The organism is Burkholderia sp. AU15512 (genome assembly GCF_002223325.1).
Classification (GTDB): domain Bacteria; phylum Pseudomonadota; class Gammaproteobacteria; order Burkholderiales; family Burkholderiaceae; genus Burkholderia.
In genome coordinates this window covers 1,121,350-1,141,128 of record NZ_NKEX01000006.1, presented here as the reverse complement: position 1 = coordinate 1,141,128, position 19,779 = coordinate 1,121,350, and the positions used below count along the sequence as shown (strand labels likewise).

Here is a 19,779-nt window from a genome sequence, read left to right as displayed (position 1 = left end):
CATGCATCGTGAATTCTCCGCCATCGAAGCGTCGATCGAAGCGTTCATCGAGCAGCCCGACGATCCGACGCTGCTGCTCGAAACGACCGACAACGACATCGTGCCTGTTCTGAAGATGATGCAGTCGCTCGACGAACGCGTTGGCGATGCGATCTTTCTGATCTTTCCGTTTCCATGTGACGCGGCCGATGCGTACTTGCAGACATGCATGGAAGCGCTTGCGCGTCAGATCAGCGAAGAGAGCAGGGCGCGCGTCGAGCGCGGCGAAGCGGGCTGGCCGCCATTGCCGTTGAGGTGCACCGATCCACGGCGTGCGCCTGCGGCACGGCTGCGCGACGCCGTCATGCACGTTCGCACGCTGATGCCGAAGGGCGCTAAAGTCGTTTGGGCATGGCTGCCGTCGCCGATGGGCGACTTCGGCGGCTTCGCGAAATTGGTGTTGCCGTGCCTCGCCTTGAATGGCTTTGAAGACTGGATGGAGGGACATCGGTTCTGCATCCGAGACGACCGGAAACATCCTTGCCTCATTCCGCTGGCGAGGGAGAAAAAGGCAGAGCATGTGTTGGTCCTGCCGGTGGATTTCTCGTCCGAGAAGGCGGTCCGCAATCTGGTCGACATGGCGAACGATGCAGCTTACCCGATCGAGCAACGCATGGGGGCCTTGCTGCAGATTGCCGGGATCGATCTTGCTCAGGGCAGATTGCCCGACGCGCAGCGCAAGTATTACGCGCTCTTTTCCTTCCATGCCGAGCGCAAGGATGCAACAGGCTGCGCAGTGGCGTTGCACGGTCTCGGCGATGTGGCTTTGCGCCATGGGTCACCGCGCGATGCGAAGGACTGGTACGCGCGCGCGCTGCCGGCTGCGCTCGATGGCCGGAATCTGCTGGTCGTACTGAATGCGCTGATGGCGACGGGTAGCTGCTGCGACACGCTCGGCGAGCATGCCAAAGCTGCGACTTATTTCGATCTCGCGAGCGGTGCCGCCGGCAGGCTGATGCTCGTGCATACCAAGATCGAAGCGATGGAGAAGGGCGGTGTCGCGCTGCTGGCGTGCGGCAAAGCGGCAGAAGCGGCGAAAAGCTGGATTGCAGCGAAAGGATTGTGTGAGCAGCTCGGCTGCGAGTCGCAACGCCTATCCATCCTCGACCGACTCGTATCGCTCTATGGAAACGCCGGCCTGAAAATCGAGGCCAGGGCGTATGAGCTGGAGAAGGATCCGCTTTACATGGCTCGCCGCCGTGACGTCGCAGCGCCGACGGTACACGATGCGACGGCAGGATACGAACGGGTGCGTCAATGAGTGAATCTGAAACCCGGTTGACGCGCGCGTCAGTGCCTGGCGATAGCCATGCAACGCAATCAGAGTCGAAGGCCGACACCACGTGCGATTCACTGCTCGGTACGGTCAAGTCGACGTTCGATCCGTTCAAGGAGACATTCTCTTCGGAGGGTGGCACGGTTCACCATGTCAGCGAGGCCGTGAATTCGCTTGCGTCATTGCAGGGCATGCCGTCGCAGTTGCTCAACAGCGGCATCGCACAGATCCCGCTGCTCGACAAGATGCCGGGGATGCCGGCCGCCACCATTGGTGTTCCACATCTCGGTACGCCGCATGCGCACAGTCATCCGCCGAGTAGCGGTTTTCCGTTGCCGAGTGTCGGGGCCACCATAGGCAGTGGATGTCTAAGCGTTCTGATCGGTGGCATTCCAGCGGCGCGCGTGCTGGATATCGGTATTGCGCCAACTTGCGGCGGGATAACACCGTACTTCGATATCCAGACCGGATCCAGCAATACGTTTATCGGCGGGATGCGTGCCGCGCGCATGGGTATCGACATGACGCGGCATTGCAATCCGATGGGGCATGTGGGGAAGTCAGGCGGTGAAGCGGCGAGCGCTGCCGAGAAAGGCGAAAAGGTGACGAGCGAGGCGGCTCAGGTGTCTGGTCGAGCGAAGTTGCTGGGGCGGGCGGGGAAAGCGTGGAAACTCGGCAATGCAGCGGTCGGGCCAGCGTCGGGAACGGCGAGTGCTGCCGATGATGCGTCGCAAGGGGAGATTGCGGCGGCCGCGATGATGGCCGCACAGACCGCGGCCGATCTTGCGTTCATGATGCTCAGCAATCTGATGGGCAAGGATCCCGGTATCGAGCCGAGCATGGGTACGCTGCTCGCGGGGAATCCTACTGTATTGATCGGCGGGTTTCCACTGCCGGACTCGCAGATGATGTGGCATGGCGCCAAGCACGGGATCGCGAAGAAAGTCAAAACCCGGATAGCAACCAGACGAAAGGCGGCTGCGCCATGCAGGAACGGGCATCCTGTTGACGTCGTCAGAGGCACGGCGGAGAACGAATTCGTCGACTATCAGGACCCCGCCCACTCCGGATTCAGTTGGGAGCGGTTCTACTGCAGTGGGTGGCGCGACCAGGATGGTGCCATTGGCTTCGGCTTTCGTCACAATTTTCAACACGAGTTGCGCCTGTTTCGCACGCGGGCCGTCTATGTCGATTCATTGAATCGGGAATACCCGTTTCCGAGAGATCAAGGCGAGCACTATTCTGGCGAGTTTGGAGGCTACCGGCTGACGCAACGGGATGACCGCAGATTTACGATATGGCATGAAACCGCCGGCATCTTCGACTTCGAACGCCATCCCGCAACGGGCTCGTTGGCTCGACTGGTCAGCCATGCCAAAGGTGGTCTCAGGAGCGAGTACCGATATGACGCAACGGGTGTATTGAGCAGCATTTCACTGGCCGACGAAGGCGGGCAGGCATGGCGTCTGATTCGATTCGTGTACGACGATCACGGCCACATCGTACAGATCCTGATGACCGGTACCGATGGCGTTCGTCGATGCATCGCCCGGTATGCATACGATTCCCGTGGGTGCCTGTCGGTGGCAACGGACTCACTGGATACCGCGATGACTTACGCTTATGACAAACGGCGAAGGATGATTCGCGAAACCGATCGAAATGAATTTTCCTTTCTCTATCGATACGATGTTGAAGATCGCTGCGTCGAGACGGCAGCTCAAGACGGCTTGTGGCGCGTTACTTTCGATTATCAACCGGGGCGTACCGTTGCCACTCATGCGGACGGCGGCATCTGGACATTTCAGTATGACGATTCGCAAACGGTGACCCACATTGTGGACCCCTATGGTCACGCGGTAGATCGTGTGACTGGCGCAGACGGACGGATCTTGCTCGAGGTAGATACCGTTGGGCGCGAACTAAGGTGGGTCTACGACAACCTTGGTCGCAGCATCGGCCGCGTCGATCGCTGGGGCAACTGCTGGCCCCCCAGTTCACAGGTACCGGTAAGGCAGAGTCCCAAAGAGCATGTACCGCCTGCCACCTCGCTCGATCAACAGTGGGGCGCAGTTGAACCTCAATGGCTGTCAGCGACATTGCTCTTGCCGATTCGCATCGAGCAGTGCGCCATGTTGCTATTCGGCACGACGGCATCCGATCCGACGAGTCCCTCTGAGCAATATGATGCCGCTGGGCGAGTCATGGCTCGCAGGACGGTAACCGGCAGCATCGACCGTCTGGCGCGCGACGGAGTCGGTAATGTCGTCTGGAAGCGCGACCAAGGCGGCAGCGAGTATCGCTACGCCATAACGTCATGGAACCTATACGAAAGCACAACCGACCCGCTCGGCCATGTCACCCGGTACCGCTATACGAACAAGGCGAAAATTTCTGCGGTCATCGATCCCGTCGGCAACGAAAGCAGGTATGACCACGATTTGCGGGGGCGCCTCGTTCGTGTCACGCGCCATAACACCCTACGCGAAACCTACAAATACGACGGCGGCGACCGGCTCGTCGAGAAGTGCGATGCAACTGGCGAGTGGTTGTTACGCTTCGAGTTCGGCGACAACGGATTACCAAGCAAACGGCGGCTGAGAAGCGGCGCAACGCATTACTACCAACACGATACCCAGGGGAATTTTACGAATGCATCCACCGACCGGTTCGAGGTGGCCCTGAAATGGGACGCGTTCGGGCGGATTGTGTCCGACAAGCGCAACGGCTTTGGCGTCGAGCATCAGTATTCGAAAACGAAGCGCTTGAGCACTACCTGGTTTGAACGTTTTTCCATCTCTTACGAGTCAGAAGCCTCCGGCGAAGCCGTGATCCGCACCCAGGCGGGCCGCACGCACCGGATCACCCGCTCGTCGGATGGCCAGGTACTCGTGCAGTTTGCCAACGGGACAAACGTACTCCGTCGATTCGACGCCAATGGTAAGTGCGAAGGGCGCATCGTGTGGCGTGGAGACGCTCAAGCGGACATGGAGGCGACCCACTATGCGTACAGTGCGACCGGCGAACTGCTCGCCGTTACAAGCCCATCGGGCGATGTGATCGAATACCAGTACGACGCGGCACATCGGCTAATCGGCGAGAAGCGGGAAGGATGGCCGGTACGGCGATTCGCGTACGACCCGGCTGGAAATCTGATATCGACGCCGGAACATGCGTCGATCCGTTATAGCGAAGGGAACCGCCTCGCGACTGCGTCGTCAACGCGGTTTCACTATAACAACCGGAATCATCTCGCCGGGCAAATCGATGAAGACGGTGGCTACACGACCTACTCGTACAACAGCATGGATCTGCTGACGCGGGTCGAGTGGAGCAACCGCACTGACGCGTGGACAGCGGATTATGACGGGCTGTGCAGGCGAATCTATCAGGCCGACGGAGCGGCCTGCACGCTCTATTACTGGGACAATGATCGTCTGGCTGCGGAAATTCAGCCCGATGGACGGGTGCGTCTTTATGTTTATGCCCATGATTCTGCGATTTTGCCGTTCATGTTCATCGATCATGAATCGGTTGGTGCCAAACCGGAAAACGGCACCGAGTATTTCGTGATCACGAATCAAGTAGGGATGCCGGAATGGATCGAAAGCGGAACCGGGGAGGTCGTGTGGCGCGCACACAGCATCGACCCTTATGGCCGGGTCGAAGTGGCGCCTGGCAATTCGGTTGCATACGACCTGAGGTTCGCGGGCCATCATTACGATCAGGCCACCGGGCTTCATTACAACCGGTTCAGAACCTACAGTCCGGTCTTGCGGCGTTACCTGCAATGCGACCCCGTGGGGCAATCCGGAGGAGTGAATATATACGCGTACACGCCGAATCCCCTTGTTCTGGTCGACGTATTCGGCCTGACATGCGATGAACCCGCGGGTGATGCATCCGGAGGCCCTGAAGGGCATTCCGTAGAAGATGAACCGGTCATTGTTGCGAAAGACAAAGACGGAAAATATAAACCTACGGGTGCATCGCTTCCGAAAGATATCATCCATGTTCCAGATGACGAGCACCCAGCGTTCGATCTGGCACGTCAAGAAGCAGACAAAATGAGGGCTGACTTTATTGATGCATTGGGAGCACACAAAAATGTCGTAACTCTGCTACCTTTCGTTTTCAGAAAGAAAGACGGCTCATATCATGTCGGCATAGCTGCAAGCAAAGAATGGGATGAATTGAAAAAAGGCCAGAAGAATGTCTTTGCAAAATTACAAGAAATTTCCAACGGGCACGAAATTATCGTTGGTGCCAGTGACATCCCTGCGCCTGCGTCCTTTGATCGAGCGACAAACTACGCACCGCCAGCAGCCACTGACCACCATGCGGAGCAACGAGCGCTACGATGGGCGGACAACCAACCGGACATCTCAGGATGTGCCTATTTTGCGCCGACCTTGCCAGCGTGTGAGGGATGTCTGCAGGCCATCTTATCTCGTCGCCCCCCGGAGGGTGACGCTATCGCGGAGGAAGCGAAAAAAAGTGTTTTTTATAAAGATGATCCTGATCCAAATACAATACCAAAAAATGAGACCAGAAAGAACAAGCGAAATGCCCTGCCGCGAAGCATGATTGACGATAATGCCAAGGAGAGGGCTCTTCACGATTCCTTTGCAGGGCAACTCAATAAAAATGGACAGCCAGACAAGACAACAATGCCTTCCGAAGACGTCATTAAAGACGTCGCAAAGAAATTGGAGCTCGAGAAGGACACACTAACAAACTGGCTCAGGAAGGAGGTGGCCTTCCACGATTCTCTCTCGCAACGATCGGCCGTTGACGCGAATAACAACAAAATGCCTGCCAGCAATGTTCTCAAAACCGTTGCTACCAAGTGGGGCGTTGAGGAAAAGTCGCTGACAACATCTATTAGAAAATTTCTGAAGAGTCAAATGACTGAAGCCACCAAAGATGCCGCCGAGCAATTGCTAGATAAAAAAGTTGGGGAGGCGGAAACGGATAAGAAGGATGAAATCATCAAAGATGCAGCGAGCAAATGGCAAGTTGATCCAAAAAGATTGGGGCCATCCGTTAAGCGATATCTAAAAAAGAAGCAGCAGTGACGTGTCGATCGGATGCCTCGTTAGGTTACGTTCGATCAGCCGTTTATTATTTGACATAACGTGAATTATCGACGGATTTGGTTGTAGTGGCTAGATTGAAATGTCCGCTTTTGGCTACATAGAAATGTCCGCTTTCGGGCCGCGTAAGCTGTTCGGTCGCCGGGTGTCCGGCGCCGGAGGCTGCGATGGCTGTAACGGAACGGATCACGATGACGATGCGCGAACTGGACCGATTCAAGGTCATTCAGGATGTAGCCGACGGCAAGCTCAAGCCGTGGCGTGCTGCGGAACGGCTGGAGTTGACGACACGCCAGGTTCGCCGGCTGGTCGCCCGGTTGCGTGAGCACGGTCCGGCAGGTTTGGTATCAGGGCACCGAGCGAAGCCCGGCAATCGCCGCCTCGACCCGGGAGCTGCCGATCGGGCGCTGTCGATCATCCGCGATCGCTACGCCGATTTCGGGCCGACGTTGGCCTGCGAGAAGCTCTGGGAGTGTCACGGCATTGGGCTGGCCAAGGAGACGGTCAGGAAGCTGATGACGGACGCTGGCTTGTGGATTCCGCGTCGGCAGCGTCCGCCGAAGGTTTATCAGCCGCGAGCGCGTCGCGCATGCTTGGGCGAGTTGATCCAGATCGACGGCAGCGATCATCGATGGTTCGAGGAACGGGCACCGGCCTGCACGCTGCTGGTGTATGTGGACGATGCGACGAGCCGATTGATGATGCTGCACTTCACGCAGACCGAATCGACGTTCAGCTACTTCGAGGCCACGCGGACGTATATCGAACGCCATGGCAAGCCGGGAGCGTTCTACAGCGACAAGGCCAGCGTGTTCCGCAACGTGAAGCCGGGCAAGACTGGCAATCGCGTGACGCCGTTTGGCCGGGCGATGTACGAGCTGAACATCGACACGTTCTGCGCGAACAGCAGCTCGGCCAAGGGGCGCGTGGAGCGAGCGCACTTGACGTTGCAGGATCGATTGGTCAAGGAGATGCGATTGCGCGGCATCAACACGGTGGCCGACGCCAACGCTTACGCGCCCTCCTTCATGGTCGCCTACAACACGCGCTTCGCGAAGCCGCCAAAGAGCGACTTCAATGCGCACCGGCCGTTGCGGGCCAACGAGAGTCTGGACCGGGCGCTGACGTGGCGCGAGCCACGGAAGGTAACGAAGTCGCTCACGGTTCAGTACGACCGGGTGATGTACTTGCTGGACGATACGCCGGAGAACCGGAAGTTGATCGACCGTCAGATCGAGGTATGGGAGTACCCGGATGGGCGGATCGAGATTCGGGCTGACGATCGTGCGTTGAGCTGCAGGCAATACGATCGCCTGGCCGAAATCGATCAAGGTGCCGTCGTTGAGCACAAGCGTTTGAGCCATGTGCTACAGGTCGCCCAAGCGCTGCAGGCGCAACGCGATAACAGTCGAATCGGTAAAGCCCCGTCTCGAACGCATCGTGGCGACTCAACCCGGACCGACCGAAACGAACCCCAAGCGGGCAAGAAGAAGCAACGCGAGATCACGCAGGCCGACGTCGAGCATGTGATCGTGGAGCTGGCGCAACGTCGGCAAACCGCAAAGCCGCCAACCAAACCTGGCCGTCGGTCTGCAAAGGCTAGCGAAACAAACGTGAGCGCCCTGCCCGTTCAGGCGCCGACCTTCGACACTGCGTAATGCTCAAAACGAGGAAAAAGACGCAGCAAAAACAACCTTAAAACCGGACATTTTTAAATGGCTGGAAGGTGGACATCTGAATCCGGGTATGACATGGTGTAGGTCCCAAGTTCAGATGTCGCGTTTCCGCTAAATAAAAATGTCGTGTTTTGGCCTGTAGGTTGATCGTCTGCACCCTTGGGAGCGCCGGCGATGAACGCGACTGGGACGATTACCATGACGATGCGCGAGCTGGACCGATTCAAGGTCATTCAGGACGTGGCGGACAGTAAGCTCAAACCATGGCGTGCTGCGGAACGGCTGGAGTTGACGACCCGGCAGGTTCGCTGACTGGTCATGCGGCTGCATCCTGCAATCGCGATCCGGCCGAGTTCGCCGGGCCGGTGTCCCCGCAACGACGTCACCGTTTCACGAGGCACCGGCGATGGTTGTATCCTGACCGGGAAGGATCTCGCGACGCGCATCGATTTGCGCACGCGTCCCGGCAGTCCCACCCGCGTGCCCGGCCCGCCAGCGCAACAAAGTTGATCGGACGCTCAGGCATGGAGCGCGCAATTGGAGTCGTCACCGTGAAAATGTCGGCCATTCCCTTTGGCACCACGAACTGGTCGCAGGTCGATCGCGTCGAATATCCGGGCGAACGCGGCGCGGCCTACTGGCGCACGCAAACCTTCGGGACGATTCGTGTCCGCATGGTCGAGTACACGCCGGGCTACCTTGCCGACCATTGGTGTTCGAAGGGACACATCCTCTTGTGTCTCGAAGGAGAACTGCACACCGAGCTCAAGGATGGCCGATCGTTCACGCTGCTGCCCGGCATGAGCTATCAGGTTGCCGACGACACGGAACCCCACCGTTCGTCCACCGACGTCGGCGCCAAGCTGTTCATCGTCGATTGACGCGCACCGTCGGCGCCACGCGCAGATCAGACGCGCGTCATCGACGGGACCGCAGCGGTTTTGGCTGGCATCCGCACGAGCGAAACCGCCGGTTTCGGGGGCGCCGTCAAGATGCGCTTGACGGCCGGGCTGAAGAACAGCGCGAGCGTCTCGTCCTCGAACAGCCGGCCGAGCGGGGTCAACCGCAACCCTTCCCTGCCCTCGCAGTCGGCATACGGCTCGAGGGTGCCCAGCCCGGCCAGCCTGCTCGTCAGCTCCCGATAATGCGCCGAGAGCCGCGGCTTGCCGACGGCGATCGCGTGCAAGGCGGGATCCTCCACGCGGCCGCTACGCAACCCGGTGGCGTAGGACATCGCCAGCCACTCCTCGTCGTCGATCACGCGGCCCGTGGCGATCGGGAGGTCGCCGCGCAGCACGCGGTCGGCGTACGCGCGAACCTGCGTGTCGTTGCGGAACGTATAGCCTCGACAGCCGTAACCCGCCGAACTTGCACCGACGTGCGAATACGACGCCACCCCGACGCCAAGCAAATCGCGCGACGCCGACGTGCGGACCTTCTTGAACGGATCGATATAGTGGTGCGCGCGCACGAAGCGGTTGCCGTCGCACTGGTGATAGCCGAGCGCCTCCATCCCGCGCCAGATCAGCATGCGCCCGAGCAGCGTCGCGAGTTCGTCCTCGAATTCGCCGTGCCGGTCGTCCGACTGATACCAGTCGCCCTGGGGCCGGTCGGCGAAACGGCCGTGATACCAGGTCAGATGCGCGGGCTGCAGTTCCGCGATCGTCTGGAGGTTCCGCCAGACTTCCGCCGGCGAACCCTTGTAAAGCCCCTGGATGAGATCGAGATTCCAGTTGTCGAAGATCGCGCCCGCGATTTGCGCGGCGCGAATCGGCACGTCGCGCTTGTAGCCGCGCCCCGCGTATTTCAGGACGGCGTCGTCGAAGGACTGCACCCCGAAGCTCAGGCGCGTGAAACCCTGCTCCTTCAGGAAATGCAGCTTGTCCTCGCCGCCGGGCGCCGTGATGGTGAGCGGGCTGCCCTCGACGCACACCTCCGCGCCGGGCAGGATGTCGAAGCATGCGCCGATCGTGCGAATCAGGTCGCCCAGCGACGCCTCGTCGAGCACCAGCGGCGTGCCGCCGCCGATATAGATCGACGACAGCGCGGTGCCCGATTGCGCGATCCTGGCGCCCCAGAGCGCCAGTTCGCGCCGGAGCGCGTCGAGATAGCGCGCCACGTCGTCCTCGCTGGTCTGCGATGCCTTGCCTTTGCCCGCATAGTGCTGCACCGTGTAATGGCAAAAGGTGCAGCGCGTCTCGCAGAAAGGAATGTGCACGTAGAGACTGGTATCGCCGCCGAAGCCTATGGCGCGCAGGACCGAACGCGATTCGACCGGCGTCAACGAGTCGATCGGCGGATAGACCGCCACCGAATGGGAGCCGCCCAGCACGCTGCGTCGAATGCCCAGCCCCGCGGCGTGCAGCGCCGGCAGCGCGTCGGGGATGCCGAGCCGGTCCAGCGTCGCGCGCGCGTCGTCGAAGGCGGCGGCCTGCGATCGTGCCTCGATCCCCGGGGCCGGTGCATCGGTCGTCATTGAACACGCTCCGCGATGAGGGTGAGGCACACGTCGGCGTGCGGGCCCGGATCCTTGTCCTCGGTGTAGGTCACGTCGAACGGATTGACGATGCGCGGCACGTAGTGCTTGCGCCATGCACTGGCTTTTTCGCCGGCCAACGTCGACACGGTTTGCCCCCACACGCGCTCGGTGACGATCGCGAGGTCCGGGCGATCGAAGGCCTCGCGCATCAACGCGTAGATGTTGTCGAACTGCACCCACGGCTGCCCGAGCCGATCGAGCGGGAGCCGCACCAGCCGATGCGTGACGGCGATTCGACCGCCGACGCGGACGACGCGGGCCATCTCGGCCACCATCGCCGGGCCGAGCCCCAGCTGCCAGATCGCGCCTGTCCACTCGTTGACGGCCGCATCGGCCGCCCCGGCGGGAAACGGGATGCGCTGCGCCAGGCCGGCGCGAAACTGCACGTTCAGGTACCCCTGCTCGCAGGCAAAGCGGCGCGCGCGATCGGTCACGCAACGCAGCATCTCGATCGACACGACGAGGCCGTCGGCGCCGACCAGCGGCGAGAGACGGCGCGCAACGCGGCCATTGCCGCCGCACACGTCGACGACCACGCTGCCCGGCACCAGGTGAAGCAGCTCGGGATGGTTGGGAAGCAGGTCTTCCCGAAGGCGAACGAGCTTTTCCTCCGCCTCGGGTGTCTGGCTGAACGTGTTGTCGCCTTCGAATGACTTCAGCAGCGGCAGACGCCAGCGCAAATAGGCGAGACGGAACCGTGCGGCGATGTCGGACAGCCCCTCGGGACCGGGCGACGACGCATTGCCGAGCAGGACCTCGTCACTCGGCAGGCTGACGATGGAGACATCGCCCAGGATCTCCTCCCACGCGCTCACGGCCTGGAAGACGCCGAGGAAATCGGCCTCGCTCGCCTCGCCTGCCGGCCAGAGCGCGTCGGCATCGAGCACGAGGCACCAGCCGGAGAACCCCGCCCTTTCGGCCCAGGCCAGCGCACGAGCGCGCGTTTCCGGGTCGAGGAAGGAACGGTCCGGCGTTATCCGCGCATGCACGGGGATGCCCGCTCGCGTCAACACATCGACGCCCGCGATGGGCCGCTCCGGTGCCGGCCACGGCACATCGTCGACGATCACGCCGGCGCCGAGGCGGCGCAGCGACCGGACGACCTCGGCGTCGCAACCCGGATCGGTCGTCTGCACCACGGTGTCATGCAGACGCAACTGGCCTGCCTGACGCAGGCGCGCAAGCTCGGCGAAGGTCGGCGCGTGATCGCCGAGGTGCGCACAGCGCAAGTGCAGTTGCGGCGCGGTCGACTCAGTCTCGGCACGGGCACGAATGGCGTCGGCCGATGTGGCGTCGAGAGGCAGGTCGAGGGTGTGGCAAAGCCTCGCCCGGCGGCGCTCCGCGGCGGAGCGGCGCAACCGCGCCAACGCATCGGCCGACGGCGCATCCTGCGACGTCACGTGGAGGAAGCCATGCTGGCGCAACGCGGCGAGCATCGTGTCGATCAGATGCTGATCGTCGAAGCCCTTGCGCAGCGCGCCAACGCGGACAGGCTTGCCCGCGAGTTCGCCCACGAAGTCGGACAGTCCTTCGCCGGGCGGCACGGCCATGCCGACTGCGAAGTGGCCCTGGCACAGAAACCAGTGCCCGTCGATCTCCACGTCCAGTATCTCGACCGCCGGATCGAGCATGACGAACGCATCGCTGCTCAGGGACTCGTCCTGAAAGGCGCTCCGCTCGACGCGCCCGCCGGCTTTCTCGCCGACGACCACGCCGAGTTCCGTGAGCCGGTCGACCACCTTGAGCGCCTCGGCTTCGGACAGGCTGCCCAGTACCCGTGCCACGTCGGCGGCTGAATGCGGTGTGGCCAGCAGCTCGAAGATGCGGGCCGATCGCTCGGACAACTCCGCATAAGCCGGCGCGCTGTCCGCATCCGGGAAATAGACCAGCCAATGCCGCGGCGACGCGTTCAGGGCTTCGTCGGGATCGAAGCCATGCGGGTTTTCGATCCACCGCGTGAGATCGTGCCGCGACCGGACAACGACGGCGGCTCGCGACGCGACGAAACGCACGGCCGAGCGATCCGAACCGGCAGTGTCGCGAATCCCGGCCGCGACGGCGGTTGGCCATGCATCGACCGTGCCTTGGCCGAGACGGAGGGCGAGCGCAACCCGCGCCTGATCGATCGCCAACACGTCCTGGTGCGTTGGCGCGTTGAATTCGGGACGCGTCGCGAGATAGGCGACGAAGGCGCCGGCGAGGCGCCAGAAATTCGGGCCGTCGTCGGCATAGCCGTTGACGCGGGCGAACTCCGCGCCCACTTCATCGACGTCGAGCCCGCTCATCAACAGAAGATGCTGACTCATCGGCACGCAACCGAGCGCGACGCGAGCGATCCGCACCAGGCTGCGGCGGTACATGCCGACATTGGTCTTCGTTGCGCGCGGTGTCGACGCGTAGTCGTCAACCACGGCCCGCTCGGCGGCGCCGAGGCGCGCGAGTGCCGCGTCATCGGCATGACCGGCCTGCGTGACGATCGCGACAAGACCGTCGTCGCTCAGGATTCGCCGCCACGTGTCCCATACCAGCCTGGCATCCATCCAGCCCCCCGTGTTCTAAGAGTGTGCTCGCTCGCGGCCACGGCGATCCCCTCGCAGGGCATCCCGATCGCCGGAAGGTCTGCTCGCAGCGGCCTACTTGATGGCGAGGAATCCCTCGAAACACAGGTACTTCATGACGGTCGTGACGTCGACGAATCCCGCTCGCTTGAGCAGCCCCAGGTTGGCTTCCGTGGAAAACGGCTCCAGGACGCTCTTGAGGCTCGCTGTCTTGTTGAGGATCTCGTCGGCCGAGAAGCCCTCGCGCCGCTTGTAGTCGTTGTAAAGCGACACGGTCATGTCCTGGAACCGCGCATCCGGCGCGCGAACTTTCTCGAAGAGAATGAAGGCCCCGCCCCAGTGCAGGCGCTCGTAGATGTGGTCGAATACGCTCTGCCGGTCCTTCGGCGGGATGAACTGCATGCAATAGAACGAGACGATCAGGTCCGACTTCTCAAAGTCATACAACCGCGCGTCGCCGGTTTCAAGCTCGATGTTGGGCACCTCCACGCAGTGCTGCCGCGCCTTGTCGATCATCGACTCGACCGGATCGATGCCGACCCACCGGATGCCCGGCTTCGACGCATGATGTTCGGCCAGCTTCCGCAAAAGCTGGCCCGTGGATACGCCGATCTCGTAGCAGACGCTGTCGCCATGGCAGAAGAAATCGCTGAGCTGGCAAACCAGGTCGTGCCCGGCATCGTAGTACGGCACCGACCGGCGAACGTGGTCGACAAAGGTATCTGCGACGTTGCCGCCGAACGTCCAGTTCGCCGGCGCGACGTCGATCTCGTGGCCCACTTTCACGCTGCCTCCCGTTGTGTTGTTCTGCGGCTGGCGGGGCCGTAGGCACGGTCCCACGCCGCGCGTCCGCGCTCGAGATCGGCCAGGACGACGTCGATCGAGCGGGCAATGTCGAGGGTCTCTTCGCGGCTGTGCAGCGCCTCGGCTTCGTATTCGAGAATCACCGCGCCGGGGCGCGCGCGAGACAGCACGTCGTCGAGCAAGTCCCACACCGGCTCGACGACCTGAGTGTCGTGCAGATCGTGGTACTGGTCGTCGAACCAGCGGCCGCCGGCCATATGGATGCAGATGACGCGGTCCATCGGGATCGTGTCGAGGAAACGCGCGACCGAATAGCCACTGGCGCCATGGTTTTGCCCGTTGGCATACAGGTTGTGCAGGTCGAGGTGCAGATAGGTGCCCGACCGCTCGACGACGCGGGCGAGGAACTCCGCCTCCTGCATTTCGCTTCCCGGGCACGTCCGGTAGTAGGCCGCGTTCTCGTGCGCGAGCGGAACGCCGTACAGGTCCTGCAACGCGCGCGCGCGGTCGGCGACCCGGACGACCTCGGCATGCGAGAACTGCAGCGGACTGCTCCACACGTCGCACCACGATGCGTCGCTGTAAAAGCAATGGTTCGAGACCCACGGGACGTTGAATTTCCCGGCGAGGGGCACGTGGCGCCGCACCGCCGGCGTGCTCGCCAGATCATCGAACCCGAAGTCGCCGCCGTAGTTCGAGTGACCGACGAGCGGAAAGCGCGCGGCGACTGCGGACATCATGTCAACCGTCGCCGGCAGCATCAGCCCGGGCCCGTCGAGCGGCGTCATCACGCCGTCGAACAGGATTTCCAGCGCATCGAGCGACTGCTCGAGAAACGGAAACCAGCCAATCAGCGACGGATTGAACTGAAGTCCTACACCCAGCGTCGGGACGTTCATGGCGAACTCCTCCGGTGGTCCGCCATGAAGCCCGTATCCGTGCGAGGCATGTCAGTTTGCCGCGCACTTTGCCGCATTGGCCGCGCAGTGGGCCGCGTTCGCCGCGCACTTGGCGGCGGTGGCGGCGCATTTCGCGGAGGCTGCCCGCGCCACTGCGGCATGGTATGCCGCGGCGCATTTCGCCAGATTCGCCGCGCACTGGGCAGCAAGTTCGGCCGCCTCGGCCGATTGCACAATCAGCTTCTTCACGTCGTCGTTTGCCATTTCATACCCCTTCACCTGTAGTTGAACACTTTTGATTACACCCACTTCCGACCGACAGCTGAAATCCGTTATAGCAGTTATTTCGCGCAAATCCAGGAATCGATATTTTGAAAATTCATTTCAATGAGATATGGAGTCTTTACATAAATAAAGCGCAATACCGGGCGGAATCGCCCGTGTGGCGCGGCTCCGCGAGCCTTTCAATTCATTATCGCCGCGATTCAAAAAAAATCAATTTCTAAAAATAAAACAAAGACGAAATTCATTGCATCAAATAACGGGGCACGCTTCGCACCGCCGCATTCGACAAAATTTTCTAAATGATTAAATCGATTGAGCGGACGGGGGTATTCAATCGATATTCCGCAAGTCTCGCGGACCAACTTCACGGAAGACCTGAAGGGCACAACGACTCCCGGGCTCGTGAGGCACGGCGACGACGACCAGATCGTGCCTTATACCGATTCCGGTCTCCGGTCGGCTGGCAGCCTGCCCTTCGGGGAGGGACAGCCAGGGCCGTCGTTTCGAGCGAGCGGTATGTCGACGCGAGCCGCCCACGAACACATCGAACCGCCAGCCACCCGTCATCATGTCGATTCAAACGATAAAAATATTCTGCAATCCTTTTAAATTGGCGCAATCCCCTGCCCCTTGCTCACCGTCACCTCGCTGTATCGAGCCACGCTCGAACGAGCAGCGGCGCAGCGAGCCCGTTGACTCCCCGCTCGTCACGTTCAACCAGGGAACCGGTTCATGTCGCCTCGCGCCTTCAGCGCGACGCCCCTACGTTCCGCTTACGACTCCCGCAAGCTTTGAAACCTTTCTCGGCAACCCTGCCAAACCTCGATCTAAACATTTTAGATTCCATCAAAAAATATTTGACGCTCCGTTTTCTTCCTTGCTATCTTTTCCTGCAATAAATACCGGCGGGAGCTTGAACGGCGAAAAAATCAAAAACCCGACAAATAACTTCCATTTTAATTACGTTACTACGAGGTCGATATCCGGTTCGCAAACCGCGATTACCTCCAGCAGGGAAATATTTTCGATTCACCCTCATCCAGCTTTGCTTCAGGCTGGACCGTTTCTTAGATGCGTCGCAAGGAAGTTACCGGCATCCAGGTCGTCTAACGGCATCTCGATATCGCCTTTTTTCGACTCCAATAAATTGCATTCCTAATCAACAGGGAACGAATCGAAGCGGTTCCATCCGCAAGCCGCGGACTGTACCCAACGCATTTGTCGGACCACCGCACGCACGATCGCGGCACAGCCCGGCAAACAAGAGGGCCGAGCGCAGAATCCGCGCCCGCGATACGCGAGCCCGATACCGGACCGGCCTCAAATCCTGATGGTGGGTGGGGAGGAATACTTATGTCGCCTTGAATTCTGCTGATCGTTCTGGCTTGCGTCAGGTTGCATCGGCCGCCCTTCGCTACCCGCGATCCGGGCCGCGCGCTGTACCCGTTCTTCGTCGAAATCTCGGAGCTCACAATGCAGAGAACTCAATACCTCAATCGCAAACGCCTGCAACGCTTTGCGCTGACGGCAATTGCAGTTGGAGTAGCAGCCACGATGGTCCCGCTGTCCGCCCAGGCGGCAACCAACTGGGTCCAGACGCGCACCAGCGCGTTCCTCCTGCCGAATGCACCAGCCGCGGCCGCATCGCAGGCACTGGCCGCGTCCGCTGCGGCACCCGGTTATTCGCTGAACAGCGTCGGCACGCCGGCGCTCACCGATACGCACGTGACGCCGCTCGAATTGAGCCAGCCGCTGCACGTGACCGTGGTCCTGAAGAACCGCAACGCGGACCAGCTCGACACCTTCCTTCGCGACGTCAACCAGCCGGGTAGCGCGAGCTATCACAAGTACCTCACGCCGGCCCAATTCAAGGCACGCTTCTCGCCGACCGACGCGCAGGTCGCGGCGGTAGTCGCTCATCTGAAGGCGAACGGCTTCAGCAACATCACGGTCTCGGACAACAACACACTGATCGCCGCCGACGGTAATGCCGGTAACGTGCAGCGTGGCTTCCAGGCGAGCATCAAGCGCTTCAACTATCGAGGCAAGCCGGTCTACGCGAACGATTCGGCGGCGCTGATCCCGGCGTCGCTCGGCCCGGTCGTCGATTCGGTGCTCGGCCTGCAGAACGCTGCCGTGCCGCACCGCCTGCTCCACCGTTTCGCGCCGGCCGCCGTCGTCGAGCCGAATGCGATCTCGAAGAATGCGACCGCCGGCTCGCAAGTCGGCCATCAGCCGACCGATTTCGCAAAGATCTATGACGCGAGCGGCCTGCCCGCCGCGACCAACACCACGGTGGGCATCATCACCTGGGGCGACATGACCCAGACCATCGCCGACCTGAACACCTTCACGCAGAACGCCGGCCTGGCAACCGTCAACACGGCGGTGGTCGCGGGCGGCCCCGGCACGCTGGCCGACGACGGCGATCCGAGCGAGTGGGATCTCGACAGCCAGGACATCATCGGCACGTCGGGCGGCGTCAAACAGCTGATCTTCTACTCGGCCATCAACGGCGACAGCAACGACAGCGGCCTCACCGACGCCACGCTGACCGCCGCCTACAACAAGGCGGTAACCGACAACAAGGCGACCGTCATCAACGTGTCGCTCGGCCTCGACGAAACGGCCGCCAACTCGGACGGCTCGCTCGCGGCCGACGACGCGGTATTCAAGCAGGCGGTCGCGCAAGGGCAGGTGTTCTCCGTCTCGGCAGGCGACGCGGGCGTCTATCAGTGGTCGACGTCACCGCAGGGCGCACCCGGCTACATCGGCACGTACAACGGCACGTCGGTCAAGACGACGATCAACCTGTCCAAGTACAGCGTGTCGTCGCCCGCGAGCTCGCCGTACGTCGTCGCCGTCGGCGGCACGACGCTATCGACCACCGGCACCACGACGTGGGCCGGCGAAACCGTGTGGAACGAAGGCGTCGCCTATGCGGACCTCGACAGCAACGGCAACCCGGTCGACAACGCCGTGCGGATCTGGGCGACGGGCGGCGGCGTGAGCGCGTTCGAGACCGCACCAAGCTGGCAGACCGCAGCGCTTGGCAGCACGGTAACGAAGCGCGTACTGCCCGACGTGGCGTTCGACGCCGCGCAGTCGACGGGCGCATACATCGTCATCAACGGACAGACGAACCAGCTCGTCGGTGGCACGAGCCTCGCTTCGCCGATTTTCGTCGGCGGCTGGGCACGTGTCGAATCGGCCAACAACAACAGCCTCGGCCTGCCGACTTCGGCGTTCTATCAGGGCCTCCCGACCCATACGTCGCTACTCCACGACGTGACGTCGGGCAACAACGGCTACAGTAGCCACGGCTACACCGCGAAGGCCGGCTGGGACGACGACACCGGCTTCGGCAGCCTGGATTTCGCGAAGGTCAGCGCGAGCTCCGTCAAGTAACGCGGCACGGCCCGAGGGGGCGCGGCAAGCTCGCCGCGCCTCTCGTTGCCCAGTCGGGCTCACGTGACGGCACGGCTTACCGGGGTTGGCCTCACGTTCATCCCGCGCCTCGATTGTTGCCACGAAACACGACCGCAGCCGCCTCGTTCGGCTGAAATCCCCGCGCCTGCGACGCGCAGGCAAACGCGGGGCCGACGACGGCTGCATCGCGCTATCCAACGCCGCGGCGCCACCGATCGGAACGGACATAAGCAAAGAATCCGCAACCACACAATGCGGATCCAAGTTAGCAGTATGGCCAAAGTGCTGTTGCTCGACGACGAGGTCGAGTTGCGCGAAGAAATCGCCGAGTTGCTGGAAAAACGCGGCTGGACCGTCGATCAGGCCGGTACGGTCGCGGATTTCCAGGAACGGGCGTCGGATCTCGCCTTCGCGATCATCGACGTGATGCTGCCGGACGGGAGCGGCTTCGATGCGGCCGTGTGGCTCGGGGCCCGGCATCTCGACCGCGGCATCGTGATGCTGACTGCGCGCGGAGAGACCCAGGACAAAATCGACGGCCTGATTGGCGGCGCCGATCACTATCTCGTCAAGCCGGTGAAACTGCTCGAACTCGACGCCATTCTTCAGGCACCCGGCCGTTGGGTGGCAAACGACTGGCGGCTCGACTGTCAGGCGCGCGTGCTGTCCGCGCCGGTTGGCGGCCGGCTCGAACTGTCGGCAAGCGAAATCGCCCTCCTCGCCCTCCTCGCCCTGCTGGCGCGGCGCGTGGTACAGGCGCCAGTGCGCCCCTTCGCGCCGCGCCGCCTTCTGCTCGACGTAGCGGCGCAACTTCGCGCGATCGTCGGCGTTATCCTGGGCGACCGCGCCGGCGATGCAGTCGGCAACGCATTCGACCCGTTGCCGGCACGACAGTCCGCCGCATGTGACTGGCTCAGGTCGCAATGGAACGCCGGCGCCTACCTTGCGGCAAACTGCACCGGAAGTTTCGTCCTGGCCAACACCGGCCCTCCGGACGGACGGCCCGCGACGACCACGTGGTGGCTGGCAGACCCGTTTCGCCGTCGGTTTCCCCGGGGCGACCTTCAACTGGAAGTCTGTAGAATCAGCGTGTTCGCCGTTCACGGCACGGTAAACGACATGATCCGCGGCCGCTGCCCCGGCGAAGACCTGCGATCCTTCATCGACCCGGCCCGGGC

At 61.9% G+C, this 19,779-nt stretch carries 11 protein-coding genes and 2 pseudogenes; 8 read left to right on the top strand and 5 right to left on the bottom strand.

Features of this window, described 5'->3' with window-relative positions; genetic code table 11:
• Position 1: 1 nt before the first annotated feature.
• From CFB43_RS24475 to CFB43_RS24460, 5 genes are all read left to right on the top strand, one after another.
• Positions 2-1,300, top strand: coding sequence for a tetratricopeptide repeat protein (locus CFB43_RS24475; protein ID WP_089496929.1), 1,299 nt, complete (start codon positions 2-4; stop codon positions 1,298-1,300).
• Complete coding sequence (locus tag CFB43_RS24470) at positions 1,297-6,393, top strand: RHS repeat-associated core domain-containing protein (RefSeq protein WP_089496928.1); 5,097 nt, start codon at positions 1,297-1,299, stop codon at positions 6,391-6,393. The genes CFB43_RS24475 and CFB43_RS24470 overlap by 4 nt, the downstream gene beginning before the upstream one ends.
• Before the next feature lie 185 nt (positions 6,394-6,578).
• Positions 6,579-8,069, top strand: coding sequence for an ISNCY family transposase (locus CFB43_RS24465; RefSeq protein ID WP_089496927.1), 1,491 nt, complete (start codon positions 6,579-6,581; stop codon positions 8,067-8,069).
• Positions 8,070-8,261: 192 nt separating this feature from the next.
• Positions 8,262-8,399 (top strand): hypothetical protein, encoded by a 138-nt coding sequence (locus CFB43_RS38495; RefSeq protein ID WP_179254864.1) that lies wholly within the window; start codon positions 8,262-8,264, stop codon positions 8,397-8,399.
• A gap of 239 nt (positions 8,400-8,638) precedes the next feature.
• Positions 8,639-8,968 carry a DHCW motif cupin fold protein gene (locus CFB43_RS24460; protein WP_089496926.1) on the top strand — a complete coding sequence of 110 codons (330 nt, stop codon included), beginning with the start codon at positions 8,639-8,641 and terminating at the stop codon, positions 8,966-8,968.
• A 26-nt stretch (positions 8,969-8,994) separates the two neighbouring features.
• Here CFB43_RS24460 and CFB43_RS24455 read toward each other — a convergent pair whose 3' ends face one another.
• The 5 genes from CFB43_RS24455 to CFB43_RS24435 all read right to left on the bottom strand — a co-directional run bounded on the left by CFB43_RS24455 (position 8,995) and on the right by CFB43_RS24435 (position 15,151).
• Positions 8,995-10,563 (bottom strand): coproporphyrinogen-III oxidase family protein, encoded by a 1,569-nt coding sequence (locus CFB43_RS24455; protein ID WP_179254894.1) that lies wholly within the window; start codon positions 10,561-10,563, stop codon positions 8,995-8,997.
• A complete protein-coding gene (locus tag CFB43_RS24450) occupies positions 10,560-13,166 on the bottom strand; it encodes a methyltransferase domain-containing protein (protein ID WP_089496924.1) in 2,607 nt (868 codons plus the stop codon). The genes CFB43_RS24455 and CFB43_RS24450 overlap by 4 nt, the downstream gene beginning before the upstream one ends.
• A 93-nt stretch (positions 13,167-13,259) precedes the next feature.
• Positions 13,260-13,970: a methyltransferase domain-containing protein gene (locus tag CFB43_RS24445; RefSeq protein ID WP_089496923.1), complete on the bottom strand. Its 711-nt coding sequence runs from the start codon at positions 13,968-13,970 to the stop codon at positions 13,260-13,262.
• Complete coding sequence (locus tag CFB43_RS24440; RefSeq protein ID WP_089496922.1) at positions 13,967-14,887, bottom strand: DUF692 domain-containing protein; 921 nt, start codon at positions 14,885-14,887, stop codon at positions 13,967-13,969. Before CFB43_RS24440 ends, CFB43_RS24445 begins: the two co-directional genes overlap by 4 nt.
• A gap of 51 nt (positions 14,888-14,938) precedes the next feature.
• On the bottom strand, positions 14,939-15,151 hold the full coding sequence (locus tag CFB43_RS24435; protein ID WP_089496921.1) for a hypothetical protein: 213 nt from the start codon (positions 15,149-15,151) through the stop codon (positions 14,939-14,941).
• Between the two features lie 372 nt (positions 15,152-15,523).
• Here CFB43_RS24435 and CFB43_RS38915 point away from each other — a divergent pair.
• From CFB43_RS38915 to CFB43_RS24420, 3 genes and pseudogenes are all read left to right on the top strand, one after another.
• Positions 15,524-15,634: pseudogene (locus tag CFB43_RS38915) on the top strand (alpha/beta fold hydrolase); the annotation flags it as partial.
• 1,011 nt (positions 15,635-16,645) lie between these two features.
• Positions 16,646-18,580, top strand: a complete 1,935-nt coding sequence (locus tag CFB43_RS24425; RefSeq protein ID WP_089498128.1) for a S53 family peptidase — start codon at positions 16,646-16,648, stop codon at positions 18,578-18,580.
• 273 nt (positions 18,581-18,853) lie between these two features.
• Positions 18,854-19,195, top strand: a pseudogene (locus CFB43_RS24420) (response regulator transcription factor); the annotation flags it as partial.
• Positions 19,196-19,779 lie beyond the last annotated feature (584 nt).